Raw genomic sequence first — 15,019 nt, 5'->3', positions numbered from 1 at the left:
GCAACACCGCGGAACCGGCTCTGCCAGGCCGCAGGTGTTGCCCCCTGCAAGGGGGTTGGCGTAGCGACACGAAGTGCGCGAAGCCTGGGGGTGTGCTCATTTCAGCGAAAAGAAGCGGTTCGACAGCACCAGCACGGTGATCGACAGCAACGAGGTCACGACGACCAGCAGCAGCGCGAGGTCGTCGTGCCCGGCCTGCACCGCGTCGTAGATGGCCATCGACAGCGTCTGGGTCTGCTTCGGAATGGAGCCGGCCACCATCAGCGAGGCGCCGAACTCGCCCATGGCGCGTGCGAAGGCGAGCAGCGTGCCGGCCAGGATGCCGGGCCATGCTAGCGGCAGCGTGACGCGCAGGAACACCGAGAACGGCGACTGCCGCAGCGTGCTGGCCGCGGCTTCGAGCGAGCGGTCCACGCCCGCGAAGGCCGCGCTGGCCGACTTGAGCACCAGCGGCAGCGCCACCACGGCCGAGGCGACCACGGCGCCATGCCAGCTGAAGATGATGGTGTAGTCGAAGTGCTCGCGCAGCCAGGCGCCCAGCGGGCTGCGGCGGCCGGCCGCAACGAGGATGGCGTAGCCGATCACCGTGGGCGGCAGCACCAGCGGCAGCATGAATACGGCTTCGAGGACGTTGCTGCCGAAGAATTTCTTGCGCGCGAACACCCAGCCCAGCGCCACGCCCACGATCAGCGCCAGCACGGTCGCCACGGCGGCGACCTTGAGCGACAGCACCAGCGGGAACCAGTCGGTCGAGGCGATGAGCGAATTCGTCGTGTTCATGGAAATACGGCGCGATTGTTACACGGAGACGCCTCAGGTTACCACGAGGATGCGTAATCCGATGAGTCTTCATATACTGCGGGATACAGCGTAGGAGACCACAGCCCATGCGCACTTCCGCCCACGACGCCGTCGTCCGTTCGATCTCGGGCCGGCTGGAGCTTCGCCATCGCGTGACACAGGTACGGGAATGGCGCATCGAACGCACCATGGACGCCGCCGGCTTCGTGCTGTCCATCACGGGCGCGGACGGCGCGAGCCAGTCGTTCTTCGTGGGCGCCACCGATGCGGGCGACATCGGCGAGGTGCTGCGCCGCGAAGCGGCATGGGCCGACGCCGGCGCACCGGCCATCAAGGAGCAATGACACCATGTGGCGGCACATGACAGGCGCGGAGCGCATTCTCGAGGTCCTGCTGACGCGCAGGTCTGTATCGCCGCGCCGGCTGGAGCAGCCCGGCCCGAATCCGGACGAACTCGACGCGATCATCCAGGCCGGCCTGCGTGCGCCCGACCACGGCGGCCTGCATCCGTGGCGCGTCATCGAGTTCCGCCACCAGAACCGGGAGGCTCTGGCATGGTGCTTCGAGCAGGAAAAGCTCCGGCGCGATCCGCTGGCCAGCCCAGCCGACCTCCGGCGCGCGCGCGAGCACGCCACGCGACCACCGTTGTTGCTGGGCTTCGTCGTGTCGCCGCAAGAGCGCAGCAAGATCCCGGCGCGCGAGCAATGGCTGGGTGCAGGCGCCGCACTGGGAAACCTGCTGAGCGCCGCGCACCAGCTGGGTTACGGCGCCATCGTCCTGAGCGGTGAGCGCTGCTTCGACGAGACGCTGGCGCGTCAGGTGGGCGTGCTGCCGGGCGAGTACCTGGCAGGCTTCATCAGCGTGGGCAGCATCCGAGAGGCGCCGCCAGAGGCGCGCGAGGTGCTGTCGCAGAGCGTGTGGTCATGCTGGCAAGGCTGGCACGAGCGGCCACCGGGCCCGGACAACGACGAAGATCCGGGCGCTCAGCCCATCCTGCCGTCGGAGCGGGTGCGCGGCAGCTGATCGAGCCTGTCGCCGAACCAGCCGACGCGCGTGGTCTCCCTCGCGTCGAACTTCGGCACGTAGGGCTTGATGTCGAGCACGGGCGTACCGTCCATCATGTCGTTGCCGCTGAAGTGCAGCGTCGTGCCTTGCACCGACGTGAGCCGAACGATCGACAGGCCCAGCCGGTTCGGCCGGGCCGGCGCGCGGGTGGCGAAGACGCCGTGCGACGCATTGCCCTGCTCCAGGAAGGGCACCACCTCGAGCCGCTCGTGCACGCACTGGTGCAGGTGCGTGACCAGGATCAGGTAGTCGAAGCCCTCGATGTCGCGCAGGCCCGGCGCGAATTCGGCAAAGACCTCGACGCGCCCCGTTTCATCGGGCGCACCGGCAGTCTGGATCGGCATGCCGGTGGCTTCGGTGAAGCGGCTTCGCACGATGCCGACCGGGCGGCAGACCACGTCGGCATGGGCTTCGGAGTTCATGGCGCCAACAGCCGCGTCAGCGCCCGGATGTCGGCCGCGGCGGCAAGGCGCGCGGCGTTCTCGATGGCCCGGTAGTGCTTGACGATCTCTTCGCCGACTGGCGTGAGCGCCGTGCCGCCACCGCGCGAGCCGCCTGCCGCCGTGTTCACGGCCGGCGATGCCAGCGACTGGTTCATCTCGTCGATCAGCATCCAGGCCCGGCGGTACGACATGCCCAGCAGCCGGGCGGCCGCCGAGATCGAGCCGGTCTCGGCCACGGCTTCGAGCACCGCGATCTTGCCGGGGCCGATGGCGATGGCGTCGTCCCGGTAGACGCGCAGGCGGAACTGGACTTTGGATTTCATGTGGGCGCCAAGCGTAAACCAATGCTGGGCGCCATTGTCCGCCTGCAGCGGCTTGCAGTCGGGGCGCACCGCTGGCGCCGCCGCCTGCCGCCGCCGGCCGTCAGTTGAAGAACTTGGCGGCGCTCACCAGCGTCTTGTAGACGCCCCAGGCCAGCGGAATGCCCACCGCCAGCCAGGCCAGCGCGATGACCGCCGGGCTCACTGTGTCGGCGCGGCCCGAGCCGCTGCCCACTTCGGCGGCCGAGGCCTTCTCGTGCGCCAGCTTCTTCTCGACGGCCAGCTCCTCGTCGCTCATGAAGTGCTTGTCGGCCACCGGGCGCACCAGCAGGTTCGCGATGAAGCCGATCACCAGCATGCCCACGAGGATGTACATGGTCTGGTTGTAGACCTGCTCGCGCGGCAGGCCCAGGCCCAGCTGGTACTCGCGCATGTAGTTCACCACCACCGGGCCGAGGATGCCGGCCGTGGCCCACGCCGTCAGCAGGCGGCCATGGATGGCGCCCACGAACTGCGTGCCGAACAGATCGGCCAGATAGGCCGGCACGGTGGCGAAGCCGCCGCCGTACATCGACACGATCACGCAGCACGCGCCCACGAAGAGCAGCTTGCTGCCCGCGCCGGCCGAAGAGGGAATGCTCGCGTACAGGATGCCGCCGAGCACGAAGAACACCGTGTAGGTGAGCTTGCGGCCCAGCTTGTCCGACATGCTCGCCCACACGAAGCGCCCGCCGATGTTGAAGAGCGACAGCAGCGCGGTGAAGCCGCCCGCCACCGCCGCGATGGCTGCGAGCTGGGTCTTGTCGAGCTCGCCGTACCTGGCCGGCAGGTCGATCAGCGCGCCACCGAACACTTCCTGCAGCATGGGCGAGGCCATGCCGATCACGCCGATGCCCGCGCTCACGTTCATGCACAGCACCAGCCACACGAGCCAGAACTGCGGAATGCCCCATACCTTCTTCACGTGCACGTGGCGCTGCGTGATCATGGCGTTGCTCGTCTGCGCCGGCGGCGGCGTCCAGCCTTCGGGCTTCCAGCCCGATGGCGGCACGCGGTAGCCCAGCGCGCCGGCCATCATGAAGACGAAGTAGCCGATGGCCATGACCACGAAGGTCTGCATCACGCCCACGTCGGTGGCGGTGGAGAAGCGCTTCATCAGGTCGACCGCCAGCGGCGAGCCGATCATCGCGCCGCCGCCGAAGCCCATGATGGCCATGCCGGTGGCCATGCCGCGGCGGTCCGGGAACCACTTGATCAGCGTGCTCACCGGCGAGATGTAGCCCAGGCCCAGGCCGATGCCGCCGATCACGCCCGAGCCGAGGATCATCAGCCAGAACTGGTGCAGGTGGATGCCCAGTGCCGACAGCAGCATGCCGCCGCACCAGCACAGCGCCGACACCACGCCGGCCTTGCGCGGGCCCGCGCGTTCGAGCCAGCCGCCCCACAGGGCCGCCGAGCAGCCGAGGAAGACGAAGAACAGGGTGTACATCCAGCCGAGGGTGGCCACGCGCCAGTCGCAGGTGGTGGCGAAGAGCTCGGCGAAGAAGCTCATGTCCTTGGCGCAGGCCTGGGCGCCGGTGCCGGCGGTGCCCAGCGCCTTCGACAGCGGCAGCCAGAACACCGAGAAGCCGTAGGCCATGCCGATGCACAGGTGGATGGCCAGTGCGGCCGGTGGAACGAGCCAGCGGTTGAAGCCGGGGCCCGCGATGATGCGTTCTTTTTCGAGGAAGCCGGGTTGCGTCTGCGCCCCTCCTCCGACCACGCGTTCTCCATCGAGAACGCCTGCAGATGAACCTGCCATATTTCTCCTTGTTCGCCGGATGTGTAAGTTTTTGCTAATCCGGGGCGCGGAGTGTCTGCGAACGGTTTAAGCGCCGTCAAATTCGATCAGGGCATGGCCTGATTCAATAACTAAATGAGAAGGGCCCTGGCTGGCCCTCGGGGCCCTGCCGTGATCAATCGCCCAGCGCGCCCTCGTGCGCCTGCAGATGCGCTTGCCACTCGGTCGCCTGCATGAACGCCAGCGCAGCTTCGAGAGCCCGCGAGGCACGAACGCCGTCCTGCGTCATGAAGCCGATGGGCGTGCGCACGTCCGGCCCCACAAGCGGCAGCGCCTCCAATTCGCGGTGGGTGCGCACGGCATCCACCATGCCGCCGGGCAGCACGCTGCAGACCTTGCCCGCGCTCACTGCGAGTGCGAGTGCGAGCACCGAGTTGGTCTCGATGGCCGGATTCACCGGCGCGCCCGCCTCGCGCAGCGCCTGGTCGACGATGGCGCGGTTGTGCATGTCGGAGGTCAGCAGGCACAGCGGCAGCTTGCCCGCTTCGGCCCACGACAGCGGCTGGCCGATGCGCAGCTGGTCGGACGAAGGCTTCTTCGCGCGGCGCAGCAGGAAGTAATGCTCCACGCTCTGCGGCCACGCGGCGAGCTTGATGCCCGGAAGATGCATGCGCTCGGTGTAGCCCAGCGCGAGGTCGATGGAGAGGTTCTCCAGGCCCGTCTCCAGGTCCTGCGAGCTCATCGAGAGCACGGCCGGCACGATGCCCGGGTGCCGCTCCTGCAGCATGGCCGCGAAGCGCGAGAGCATCGGGATCGCGGTGGGCACGGCCGCCATGCGCAGGCTGCCGTGCGGGTTGTCCGCGTCGCTGCGCAGCTCCTGCAGCAGCACCTCGTTGTCGCGCAGCATGCGCTGCGCCGTGGCCAGCACGCGCTCTCCCTCGTGCGTGAGGCCCACGTACACGCGGGCCCGCTTGACGATGACGACGCCGAACTCGGTCTCCAGCGCGCGCAGCGCATTCGACAGCGCCGGCTGCGTGATGTGGCAGGCCTGGGCCGCGCGGCCGAAGTGCTTGTGCTCGTTCAGCGCCACCAGGTAGCGCATCGAGGCGAGCAGGTTCATCGGGAAAGGCCGTTCTTCAGGTGTTCTTGCTGATCGAGATCGTCGGGAACTTCGCGGAGAAGTCCTTCGCCTTCTCGGCGATGCCCACCGCCACGCGGCGTGCGACCGCCTTGTAGATGCCGGCGGCCTCGCTGTCAGGGGAGGACACCACGGTGGGCGCGCCGCTGTCGGCCTGCAGGCGGATGTTGATGTCCAGCGGCAGCGCGCCCAGGTAGTCCATCTGGTATTCGGCCGCCATCTTCTTGCCGCCATCGGCGCCGAAGATGTGCTCGGCATGGCCGCAGTTCGAGCACACGTGCACAGCCATGTTCTCGACGATGCCAAGGATCGGCACGCCGACCTTCTCGAACATCTTGATGCCCTTCTTCGCGTCGAGCAGCGCGATGTCCTGCGGCGTGGTGACGATCACCGCGCCCGTCATCGGCACGCGCTGGCTCAGCGTGAGCTGGATGTCGCCGGTGCCCGGGGGCATGTCGACGACGAGGTAGTCGAGGTCCTTCCAGTTGGTCTGGCGCAGCAGCTGCTCCAGCGCCTGCGTGGCCATGGGGCCGCGCCAGATCATGGCCTGGTCCTGGTCGACCAGGAAGCCGATCGACATGACCTGCACGCCGTGGCGTTCCATGGGCTCCATGGTCTTGCCGTCGGCGCTGTCGGGGCGACCTTCGATGCCCATCATCATGGGCTGACTGGGACCGTAGATGTCGGCGTCGAGCAGGCCGACGGTGGCGCCCTCGGAGGCCAGCGCCAGCGCCAGGTTGGCGGCAGTGGTGCTCTTGCCCACGCCGCCCTTGCCCGAGGCCACCGCGATGATGTTCCTGACGTTGGGCATCAGCTGCACGCCGCGCTGCACGGCATGGCTGATGACCTTGGTGACGATGTTCACCGACACGTTCTCCACGCCCGGCAGCGCCTTGGCGGCTGCCACCAGCTCCCTGCGGATGGCCGCGTGCTGGCTCTTGGCCGGGTAGCCGAGTTCGAGGTCGAACGAGACGTCGCCCTCCGAGACCTGGAGGTTCTTGAGCGAGCGGGTCGCCGCGAAAGGCTTGCCGGTGTTAGGGTCCTGGACGGCCTTGAGCGCCTCCATGAGCCCTTCTGGGGTGAGTGCCATTGATCAAACTCCTGAATGGCCGGTAGTCTAAGGCGCTCGCCAAGCCGGCACCCCGAGCCCTTCCAATAGCCCGACAACGAACAAAATGCCCGACACCAGCCCCGTCACCGGCCTTCTGCTCACCGGGGGCGGCGCCCGGGCCGCCTACCAGGTCGGCGTGCTGGAAGCCATCGCCGCGATCCGCCGAGCGGCCGGCACGGCAATCACCGGCACCGCCAACCCCTTTCAGGTCATCACCGGCACCTCGGCCGGTGCCATCAACGCGGCGGCGCTGGCTTGCGGCTGCGACGACTTCGACTACGTGGTCGGCCACATCGCCGACGTCTGGAGCCGGTTTCGCGCCGAGCAGGTGTACCGCGCCGATTCGCTCTCGGTGATCGGCAGCGGCACGCGCTGGCGCATGCTGCTGGGCTTCGGGCGCTTCGCGGCCAACTGGATGCGCATCAAGCCGAAGTCGCTGCTCGACAACACGCCGCTTTCCGAACTGCTGCAGCGCATGGTGCTGCTCGAGCGCCTGCCGCAGCTCATGCAGGAAGGTCACCTGCAGGCCCTGGCCGTGACCGCGTCGAGCTACAGCTCGGGCGAGCACGTCACCTTCTTCGAGGCGGCGGTTCCCATGGAGCCGTGGGTGCGTTCGCAGCGCCTGTCGGTGCGCGACCGCATCACGCATGCGCACCTGCTGGCTTCGTCGGCCATTCCCTTCGTGTTCCCGGCCACGGCCCTGCCGATGCAGGGCCACACCGAGTACTTCGGCGACGGCTCGATGCGGCAGTCGGCGCCGATCGCGGCGGCCATCCACCTCGGCGCACAGCGCATCGTGGTGATCGGCGCGGGCCGCATGCACGAGCCGCGCGACGCCACCGCGCCCAACACCCACAGCGGCTATCCGACCATGGCGCAGATCGCGGGCCATGCGCTGTCCAGCATCTTCCTCGACGCGCTGGCGGTGGACATCGAACGCCTGCGCCGCATCAACCACACGCTCGGGCTCATTCCAGAGGAGGCGCGCGCGGCGAGTACGCTGCGCCCGCTCGACCTGCTGGTGATCTCGCCCTCGGAGCGCCTCGACGTGATCGCGGCGCGCCACGTGGACGCCCTGCCCGGCGCGGTGCGGCACCTGCTCGGCGGTTCGAAGGTCGCCGCCGACGTGAAGGGCGGCGCGCTCGCGAGCTACCTGCTGTTCGAATCGGGCTACACGAGCGAACTGATGGCGCTGGGGCGCGCCGACACGATGAAGCAGCGCGACGAGGTGCTGCGCTTCTTCGGCTGGAACGCGGCGTAGCCGCAGGTGCGACGCCCGGCGCTTGCGCACGCCGGTCGCGATGGACCCGCCGAAGATCAGTCTGGACGTGCCGATGTCCGGGAGCCGAGCTCTGCCCCCGCGGATGGCACCGGCATCATCGAGCGCAACAGCAGAGCCACCGCGCAGACGATCGGCGCCAGCGCGAGCAGGCGCCCGGGCTCGAAGGCCAGCCCTGCCGCCACGCCGACGGCGCAGCCGATACTGATCCAGGGTGCGACAGCCTCCCAGCCGCGCCGATGCGTGAAGGCAAAGCCGACGAGCGCTATCCAGCCGTAGAGGCCGCCCAGAACGGAGAAGACCCAGCTCAGCAGGTAGTAGACGGTATCGAGGTCACGGAAGACGATCGCCGTGCCCAGGCTCTGCCAGGTGTGGCGCCAGCCGTCGAAGAGGAAGAAGCCGGTGGCCGAAGCGGACCACCAGAAGAAGGCATACAGGCTCGCAATGCCGGCCAGCGCGGCGAGCCATGCGAGCGCACGGCGCGTGATGTCGTCGAAGGGCGTGTGGTCGCGCCAGGCGATGGTGTGTCCGTTGTCCATTCGGGGCTCCAGTGATTTTCGCAATGGAGGCCGAAGTTAGGCACCGGATGTGCGGGCTGCGTGAAGCCCGTGTGAAATGAGGTGAGCAGAGGATGCTGGTGCGCGAACGCCGCCTTGCCATCTCTCCCGACGTCAGTGCTAACGGAAAAGCGCGATGAACGCGCAGGCGCCGGCAACGAACCAGCCAGCCCTTGCCGCATTGCCCGCGCTTTCCCGGGAGATCGGATACAGCTTCGCGCGCCTCCAGGCCAGCACGTTGAAGGCCGCCACGAGCACCACCCCGCTCGCGAACAGAAGCCCCGAATGCAGCACCAGCGCGCCGATCAACGAGCCCATGAAGATCACGATACCGGCTATCCAGATGCCGCCGTTGGTGCTTGCCAGCACATGCGAAAGACCGCCGCAGACCGAGCATTCGGCCGGGGTCGCACGGCCGGACCAGCGCTTGGCGAGACTTTTGATGCCGGGAGCCTTGCAGTGCGGGCAGACGTGTTTCACGCGTGGAGCAGCGCGATGGCGAGGCCGACGACGATGACGACCATGGCCAGAAGTATTTGGAAGTGGGCGATGCAGAACATCACCGCTACGGGCACGTAGCTGGAAAACAACCGAAGGCGATCTGCCACGCGATTGCCTCGCGGAAGCACTGCGGCGATGAACAGAGGCACCACGGTGAACACGAGACCCAGCGCGACCAATAGCGCCGCGGCCTTGAGCAGAAAGGGCAGCGGGATTTTCATCGACGCAAGACGTCAGCCGAATGGTGAATGCACTGGACGCTCACCCCGCCTCCGAAATCCCCAGCTCCGCGCACACCCGCCCCAGCAGCGCCTTCAGCGACGCCACCTCCGCCTCGAGACGCGCCACGTTGGCCTTGAGCGCCGCGACCTCGCCCAGCGACACGTCGTGCGCCGCCTGGGCTGCATCCGGCGCCGCACCGGCGCCTCGCACGCTTTCCTCGGGCGGCGGGCCGCTCAGCAGATGCGCCCAGCGGCTCTCGCGCGCGCCGGGCAGGCGCGGCAGCTTCACCACCAGCGCGCCGGCCGGGCGCTCGGCGAGTTCGTCGAGGAAGCCCTCGACCGAGGAGATGTCGGCGAAGTTGTGCATGCGGTCGCAGGCGATGCGCAGTTCGCCTGCGGTCTGCGGGCCGCGCAGCATCAGCACGGTGAGCAGGATCACCGACTGCGACGGAATGCGCAGCACGCGGTCGATGTTGTGCTCGTAGCGGAAGGCGCGCCCGCCGCTGGTCTCGGCCACGAGGCTGTAACCGCGCAGGCTGTCGATGGCGGCCTGCACCTGCGACTCGGTGAGTTCGAGCACCGGGTTGCGGCTGGTCTTCTGGTTGCAGCCCGACACCAGCGAGTTGAGCGTGAGCGGATAGCTGTCGGGCACGGTGCGCTGCTTTTCGGCGAGCACGCCGAGCACGCGGGTTTCGACCAGGGAAAGGACTGGAAGTGCTGTCGATGACATGGAAGCTCGGAAAGAACGACGAGGACGGCGCGGCTCAGGCGCCCTTGATGCGGCTGACCAGCGCCTTGGTGAACGCCTCGGTGCCCGCCGTGCCGCCCAGGTCGCCGGTGCGCACCTTGTCGATGTTCAGGGTCTCGTCGATGGCGGTGCGCAGGCGTGTGGCCAGTTCGGGCAGCTTCACGTGGTCGAGCATCAGCGCGGCGGCCAGCAGCAAGGCGGTCGGGTTGGCGATGCCCTTGCCGGCGATGTCGGGCGCGGAGCCGTGCACGGCCTCGAAGATCGCCGCGTCGGTGCCGATGTTGGCGCCGGGCGCCATGCCCAGGCCGCCGACCAGGCCGGCCACCAGGTCGGACAGGATGTCGCCGAACAGGTTGGTCGTGACCAGCATGTCGAACTGCCAGGGGTTGAGCACCAGCTTCATCGCGCAGGCGTCGATGATGACCGTGTCGAGCTCGAATCTGCCCTTGTATTTCTTCTCGTAGAGGTCCAGGCCGGTCTCCAGGAAGATGCCCGTGAGCGCCTTCATGATGTTGGCCTTGTGCACCAGCGTGACCTTTTTGCGGCCGGTGGCGATGGCGGTCTCGAAGGCGTAATCGAGCAGCCGGCGGCTGCCCTGGCGGGTGTTGATGCCGGTGGCCATGGCCACGGCATGCGGGTCGCCGTCGATGGGCACGTAGTGCTCGTGGCCGATGTAGAGGCCCTCGAGGTTCTCGCGCACCACCGTCAGGTCGATCTTGTCGAAGCGGCCGCCCGGGATGATGGTGCGCGCGGGTCGCAAGTTCGCGTACAGCTGGAATTCCTCGCGCAGCCGCACGTTCGACGAGCGGTAGCCGCCGCCCGAGGGCGTCTCCAGCGGCCCCTTAAGGGCCAGCCGGGTCTTGCGGATGCTGTCGAGCGTGGCCTGCGGCAGCGGATCGCCCGAAGCCTTGACGCCGCCCAGGCCGGCGATCTGCGTGTCCCAGGCGAAGGGCGCCTTCAATGCGTCGAGCGCGGCCAGCGTGGCTTCGACGATCTCGGGGCCGATGCCGTCGCCGGGGATCAGGGTTGCGGGAATGGGAGTGGTCATGGTTGGGCGCTCAGGTCGATTGCAGGAATGCTTGCGGAAACCGCCGCCCGGCCACGTGCACATCGCTTGCCATCGGATGCGGCACGCCCGCCGGGCGATCTCCGGCGGGAATCATCCCACGGCGGGGCGCCGCGGCGTAACCAAGGCCTTATTCCCGGTCGGCCTCCCGCCGGCGGCTCAACGCTCTTCCAGGCCGTCGAGTTCGTAGCTGAAGAGCGGCTCGCCCTTGGAGGTCTTCACCTGCATCTTGATGACGCCGTACTCCGGCGCATACCAGGAGTCGACCGAGTTGTCCGATCCGCGCGAGCTCAGGTGGCAGACGTTCTCGAAGGTGCGGGGGTTGTAGTTCGGCTTCAGTTCCAGGTTCTCGAAGCCGACGAAGACATGCTCGGACTGGTACCTCCTGCCGAAGTCGAAGGCCTCGCTGCCCTCCTTCGTCGTCCTGGTGCCCTTGCCCGTCAGCTTGAAGGTGCCGCCCGGCCTGGCATCGGCCGGGACCTCGGGGAACGGCCCGGCGAAGACTTCCTTGATGACGACCTTGCTGGCGTCGCCGCCCAGGCCCGCGATGCCGTACTGCTCTGAACCCAGCCGCTGGCGGCCGGTCTCGTCGAAGTACTTCACGCTCTTGACGCCCTCGTCGATGCTCACCACGCCGATCGCGGCCTTGCCCGCGAACTGGCCCTTGACGATCCGGACCTTCGAGCGGTCGCTCAGCGTGTAGGCCACGCCGGGCTTGAGCCTGAAGCAATCGGCGAAAGACGGTGCTGCGGCCAAGGCACTGCCGCTTGCTGCGGCAGCGAATGCCGCGCCCACGATCGCCTTGAAAACGAATGACTTGCTGCTGTGCATGGGTTCCTCCCTGTTTTTGGAGGGCGGATGATGCCACGCACGCCGGGCGGGTTCGTCTGCTCAGCGCGCGGCGTCCGGCGCCTCCTGGTCGAGCAGCGAAGCGCGACCGACCACGGTGGCGGGGCGCAGCAGCGCCCCGGGCGCGATCACCGCATTGGCCCCGATGCGCGCCCCATCCCCGATCAGCGCACCGAACTTCTCGCAGCCCGTGCCCTGCAGCGCCCCGCCCTCGCCGCTGCGAGCGAGGAACTGCTTGTCCGCCCGCTCGTTGCGGTGGTTGCAGACGATGCTGCCGGCTTCCAGGTTCACGCCCGCGCCCACCACCGAGTCGCCGACGAAGTTGAAGTGCGCGAGCGCGGTGCCGGCGAAGACGAAGGACGACTTCAGCTCCACGCCAGGCCCGATGCTGCAGCGGGCGTCGATCCAGTTGCCGCCGCGCAGGTAGGCGCCCGCCGCCACGAAGCAGCCCGCGCCGAGGATCAGCGGCCCCTTGAGCACCGCGCCCGGCTCGACCCGGGCGTCGCGGTGGATGGCGATCTCGCCCTCGATGGCGTAGTCGCCGGCGGGCAGCCCGGCCAGCAGCCGCCGCACGATCTCGGGGGCGCGCGGCGGCAGTTCCCAGGGCAGCGAGGCGCGCCATGGCGCCAGGGGCGAGCCGGCGAATCCGGCGATGTAGTCGGCAAGGTCGATGGCGTGGGGCATGGGGTCGATGCTGCCACCGAAGGCACCCGGAAGCCGCGCGACCTAAAATGCCCGGTTCCCCCCGTCAGCCACTCCCGAAAGCGCCCTCCCCGATGTCCGCCCCGCGCAAGCTCTTCGTCACCACCGCCCTGCCGTACGCCAACGGCAAGTTCCACATCGGCCACATGATGGAGTACATCCAGGCCGACATCTGGGTGCGGAACCAGCGAATGAACGGTGCCGACGTCAACTTCGTGTGCGCCGACGACGCCCACGGCGCGGCCATCACCATCGCGGCCGACAAGGCCGGCGTGACGCCGCAGGCCTTCGTGGCGGAGATCGCGGCGGGCCGCAAGCCCTACCTCGACGGCTACTACATCTCCTTCGACAACTGGCACTCGACCGACGCGCCCGAGAACCACCAGCTCGCGCAGGACATCTACCGCGACCTGCGCGCCAACGGCCTCATCAGCACCAAGAGCGTCGAGCAGTTCTACGACCCTGAAAAGGGCATGTTCCTGGCCGACCGCTTCATCAAGGGCGAGTGCCCCAACTGCCATTCGAAGGACCAGTACGGCGACAACTGCGAGGTGTGCGGCGCCGTGTACGCGCCCACCGAGCTGATCAACCCCTACTCGGCCCTCTCGGGCGCCAAGCCAGAGCTGCGCAGCTCCGAGCACTTCTTCTTCAAGCTGTCGGACCCGCGCTGCGAGGCCTACCTGAAGGAATGGACCGCCGCCCCCGGCCACGTGCAGCCCGAGGTGCAGAACAAGATCCGCGAGTGGCTCTACAAGGACGACGAGGGCAAGGGCGGCCTCGGCGACTGGGACATCAGCCGCGACGCGCCCTACTTCGGCATCGAGATCCCCGATGCGCCGGGCAAGTACTTCTACGTGTGGCTCGACGCCCCCGTGGGCTACCTGGCCTCGCTGAAGAACCTGCTGGACAAGCGCTGCATCGAGCTGGGCGGCGACGGCATCTCGTACACCGAGTACATGGCCGACCCCGACCTGGAGCAGGTGCATTTCATCGGCAAGGACATCATCACCTTCCACACGCTGTTCTGGCCCGCGATGCTGCACTTCAGCGGCCGCAAGGCGCCCGACGCGGTGTACGTGCACGGCCACCTCACGGTGAGCGGCGAGAAGATGAGCAAGAGCCGCGGCACCGGCATCGACCCGCTCAAGTACCTGTCGATCGGGCTCGATCCCGAATGGCTGCGCTACTACATCGCCGCCAAGCTCAACGGCCGCAATGAAGACATCGACTTCAACCCCGAGGACTTCGTCGCGCGCGTCAACAGCGACCTCGTGGGCAAGTACATCAACATCGCCAGCCGCGCCGCGGGCTTCATCGGCAAGCGCTTCGGCGGCAAGCTGGGCGAGGTCTCGGCCGACGGCGATGCGCTGCTGTTCACGCTGCGCGACGCGGCGGCGCAGCTGCATTCGCTCTACGACGGCCGCGACTACGCGCGCGCGCTGCGCGAGGTGATGGCGCTCGCCGACAAGGTCAACGAATACGTCGACCAGAACAAGCCCTGGGAGCTGGCCAAGAAGGAAGGCGCCGAGGCGCGCCTGCACGACGTGTGCACCGTGTGCATCGAGGCCTTCCGCCTGCTCACGCTGTACCTGAAGCCGGTGCTGCCGGCGCTGGCCGTGAACGTCGAGGCCTTCCTGAAGATCCAGCCGCTGTCGTGGGCCGACGCCGCGCAGCCGCTGCCCGTGGGCCACGCCATCGGCGAGTACAAGCACCTGATGCAGCGCGCTGACGCCAAGCTGGTGGACAAGCTCTTCGACGCGCCCGAGCCCGCCGCCGCAGCAGCCCCTGCCGCGGCAGAGGCCGCGGAGCTGCCGGGCGGCGAGGCCATCGCGCCCACCATCACCATCGACGACTTCGCGAAGATCGACCTGCGCATCGCGAAGATCGTGGCCTGCGAGAAGGTCGAAGGCTCCACCAAGCTGCTGCGCCTGACGCTGGACGCGGGTGAAGGCAAGACCCGCAACGTGTTCAGCGGCATCGCCTCGGCCTACCAGCCCGAGCAGCTGGTGGGCAAGCTCACGGTGCTGGTCGCCAACCTCGCGCCGCGCAAGATGAAGTTCGGCGTGAGCGAAGGCATGGTGCTGGCCGCCAGCCACGGCGACGAGAAGGCACACCCGGGCATCCACGTGCTCGAACCCTGGCCGGGCGCGACGCCGGGCATGCGGGTCCGCTGAGCGGATTCGGGAAAAAGGAACCGCCATGACCGCACTGCTGCGCCGACCACTGCTGCGCCGCCTCCTCCTGCTTGCGTCGCTACCGGCCCTGCTGGGCGGCTGCGCGGTGGTGACGGTGGCCAGCACGGCGGTGAGCGTCGGCGCCGGCGCGGTCGGGCTCGCGGCGGATGCAGCGATCGGCACCGCGCGCATCACGGGCAAGGCCGTCGGCGCCGCGGCCGATGCGGTGATTCCCGACAGCCAGTGAGCCGGCAAGGCTCCCGG

General features: G+C 68.3%; 18 protein-coding genes. 5 read left to right on the top strand and 13 right to left on the bottom strand.

Annotation, left to right across the window (positions count from 1 at the left end; translation table 11 throughout):
* Positions 1–96 precede the first annotated feature (96 nt).
* Positions 97–780: a molybdate ABC transporter permease subunit gene (gene modB / locus FHY06_RS20880; protein ID WP_019656635.1), complete on the bottom strand. Its 684-nt coding sequence runs from the start codon at positions 778–780 to the stop codon at positions 97–99.
* Positions 781–887: 107 nt separating this feature from the next.
* On the opposite strand from modB, the gene FHY06_RS20875 reads away from it, so the two are divergent.
* Together FHY06_RS20875 and FHY06_RS20870 are read left to right on the top strand one after the other, a co-directional pair.
* A complete protein-coding gene (locus tag FHY06_RS20875; protein ID WP_019656634.1) occupies positions 888–1,145 on the top strand; it encodes a hypothetical protein in 258 nt (85 codons plus the stop codon).
* Between the two features lie 4 nt (positions 1,146–1,149).
* Positions 1,150–1,824: a nitroreductase family protein gene (locus FHY06_RS20870; protein ID WP_019656633.1), complete on the top strand. Its 675-nt coding sequence runs from the start codon at positions 1,150–1,152 to the stop codon at positions 1,822–1,824.
* On the opposite strand, the gene tsaA is transcribed toward FHY06_RS20870, so the two are convergent.
* From tsaA to apbC, 5 genes are all read right to left on the bottom strand, one after another.
* Positions 1,785–2,288, bottom strand: coding sequence for a tRNA (N6-threonylcarbamoyladenosine(37)-N6)-methyltransferase TrmO (gene tsaA, locus FHY06_RS20865; protein WP_184606219.1), 504 nt, complete (start codon positions 2,286–2,288; stop codon positions 1,785–1,787). The two genes, FHY06_RS20870 and tsaA, sit on opposite strands and share 40 nt — an antisense overlap.
* Positions 2,285–2,632 carry a winged helix-turn-helix domain-containing protein gene (locus tag FHY06_RS20860; RefSeq protein ID WP_019656631.1) on the bottom strand — a complete coding sequence of 116 codons (348 nt, stop codon included), beginning with the start codon at positions 2,630–2,632 and terminating at the stop codon, positions 2,285–2,287. The genes tsaA and FHY06_RS20860 overlap by 4 nt, the downstream gene beginning before the upstream one ends.
* 100 nt (positions 2,633–2,732) lie before the next feature.
* Positions 2,733–4,430 carry an OFA family MFS transporter gene (locus tag FHY06_RS20855; RefSeq protein ID WP_184606218.1) on the bottom strand — a complete coding sequence of 566 codons (1,698 nt, stop codon included), beginning with the start codon at positions 4,428–4,430 and terminating at the stop codon, positions 2,733–2,735.
* Between the two features lie 154 nt (positions 4,431–4,584).
* A complete protein-coding gene (locus tag FHY06_RS20850; RefSeq protein ID WP_184606217.1) occupies positions 4,585–5,529 on the bottom strand; it encodes a LysR family transcriptional regulator in 945 nt (314 codons plus the stop codon).
* 16 nt (positions 5,530–5,545) lie between these two features.
* Entirely contained in the window at positions 5,546–6,637 is a 1,092-nt protein-coding gene (gene apbC, locus FHY06_RS20845; protein WP_126183091.1) for an iron-sulfur cluster carrier protein ApbC, read from the bottom strand.
* Between the two features lie 85 nt (positions 6,638–6,722).
* Here apbC and FHY06_RS20840 point away from each other — a divergent pair, with 85 nt between their 5' ends.
* The gene (locus FHY06_RS20840) at positions 6,723–7,919 is read left to right on the top strand and encodes a patatin-like phospholipase family protein (protein ID WP_145760896.1); all 1,197 of its coding nucleotides are present in this window, start codon (positions 6,723–6,725) and stop codon (positions 7,917–7,919) included.
* Positions 7,920–7,975: 56 nt separating this feature from the next.
* Here the strand turns inward: FHY06_RS20840 and FHY06_RS20835 are convergent, their stop codons facing one another.
* From FHY06_RS20835 to FHY06_RS20805, 7 genes are all read right to left on the bottom strand, one after another.
* Positions 7,976–8,476 (bottom strand): hypothetical protein, encoded by a 501-nt coding sequence (locus FHY06_RS20835; RefSeq protein WP_184606216.1) that lies wholly within the window; start codon positions 8,474–8,476, stop codon positions 7,976–7,978.
* Between the two features lie 138 nt (positions 8,477–8,614).
* Complete coding sequence (locus FHY06_RS20830) at positions 8,615–8,974, bottom strand: hypothetical protein (protein ID WP_221404331.1); 360 nt, start codon at positions 8,972–8,974, stop codon at positions 8,615–8,617.
* The gene (locus FHY06_RS20825) at positions 8,971–9,216 is read right to left on the bottom strand and encodes a hypothetical protein (RefSeq protein ID WP_184606214.1); all 246 of its coding nucleotides are present in this window, start codon (positions 9,214–9,216) and stop codon (positions 8,971–8,973) included. The genes FHY06_RS20830 and FHY06_RS20825 overlap by 4 nt, the downstream gene beginning before the upstream one ends.
* 40 nt (positions 9,217–9,256) lie before the next feature.
* Entirely contained in the window at positions 9,257–9,946 is a 690-nt protein-coding gene (locus FHY06_RS20820) for a YceH family protein (RefSeq protein WP_126183086.1), read from the bottom strand.
* Between the two features lie 34 nt (positions 9,947–9,980).
* Positions 9,981–11,012, bottom strand: a complete 1,032-nt coding sequence (locus FHY06_RS20815) for an isocitrate/isopropylmalate dehydrogenase family protein (RefSeq protein ID WP_184606213.1) — start codon at positions 11,010–11,012, stop codon at positions 9,981–9,983.
* A 177-nt stretch (positions 11,013–11,189) separates the two neighbouring features.
* Positions 11,190–11,861 carry a hypothetical protein gene (locus FHY06_RS20810; protein WP_184606212.1) on the bottom strand — a complete coding sequence of 224 codons (672 nt, stop codon included), beginning with the start codon at positions 11,859–11,861 and terminating at the stop codon, positions 11,190–11,192.
* A gap of 60 nt (positions 11,862–11,921) precedes the next feature.
* A complete protein-coding gene (locus tag FHY06_RS20805) occupies positions 11,922–12,563 on the bottom strand; it encodes an LbetaH domain-containing protein (protein WP_184606211.1) in 642 nt (213 codons plus the stop codon).
* 92 nt (positions 12,564–12,655) lie between these two features.
* Here FHY06_RS20805 and metG point away from each other — a divergent pair, with 92 nt between their 5' ends.
* Together metG and FHY06_RS20795 are read left to right on the top strand one after the other, a co-directional pair.
* Positions 12,656–14,755, top strand: a complete 2,100-nt coding sequence (gene metG, locus FHY06_RS20800; RefSeq protein WP_184606210.1) for a methionine--tRNA ligase — start codon at positions 12,656–12,658, stop codon at positions 14,753–14,755.
* 25 nt (positions 14,756–14,780) lie between these two features.
* Positions 14,781–15,002 carry a hypothetical protein gene (locus tag FHY06_RS20795; protein WP_019656618.1) on the top strand — a complete coding sequence of 74 codons (222 nt, stop codon included), beginning with the start codon at positions 14,781–14,783 and terminating at the stop codon, positions 15,000–15,002.
* Positions 15,003–15,019 lie beyond the last annotated feature (17 nt).

The sequence above is a fragment of the Variovorax atrisoli genome (assembly GCF_014195185.1).
In the GTDB taxonomy this organism is placed as follows: Bacteria; Pseudomonadota; Gammaproteobacteria; order Burkholderiales; family Burkholderiaceae_C; genus Variovorax; species Variovorax atrisoli.
Note: the sequence above shows the minus strand (reverse complement) of the source record. Positions and strands in the feature narration are given on the sequence as shown.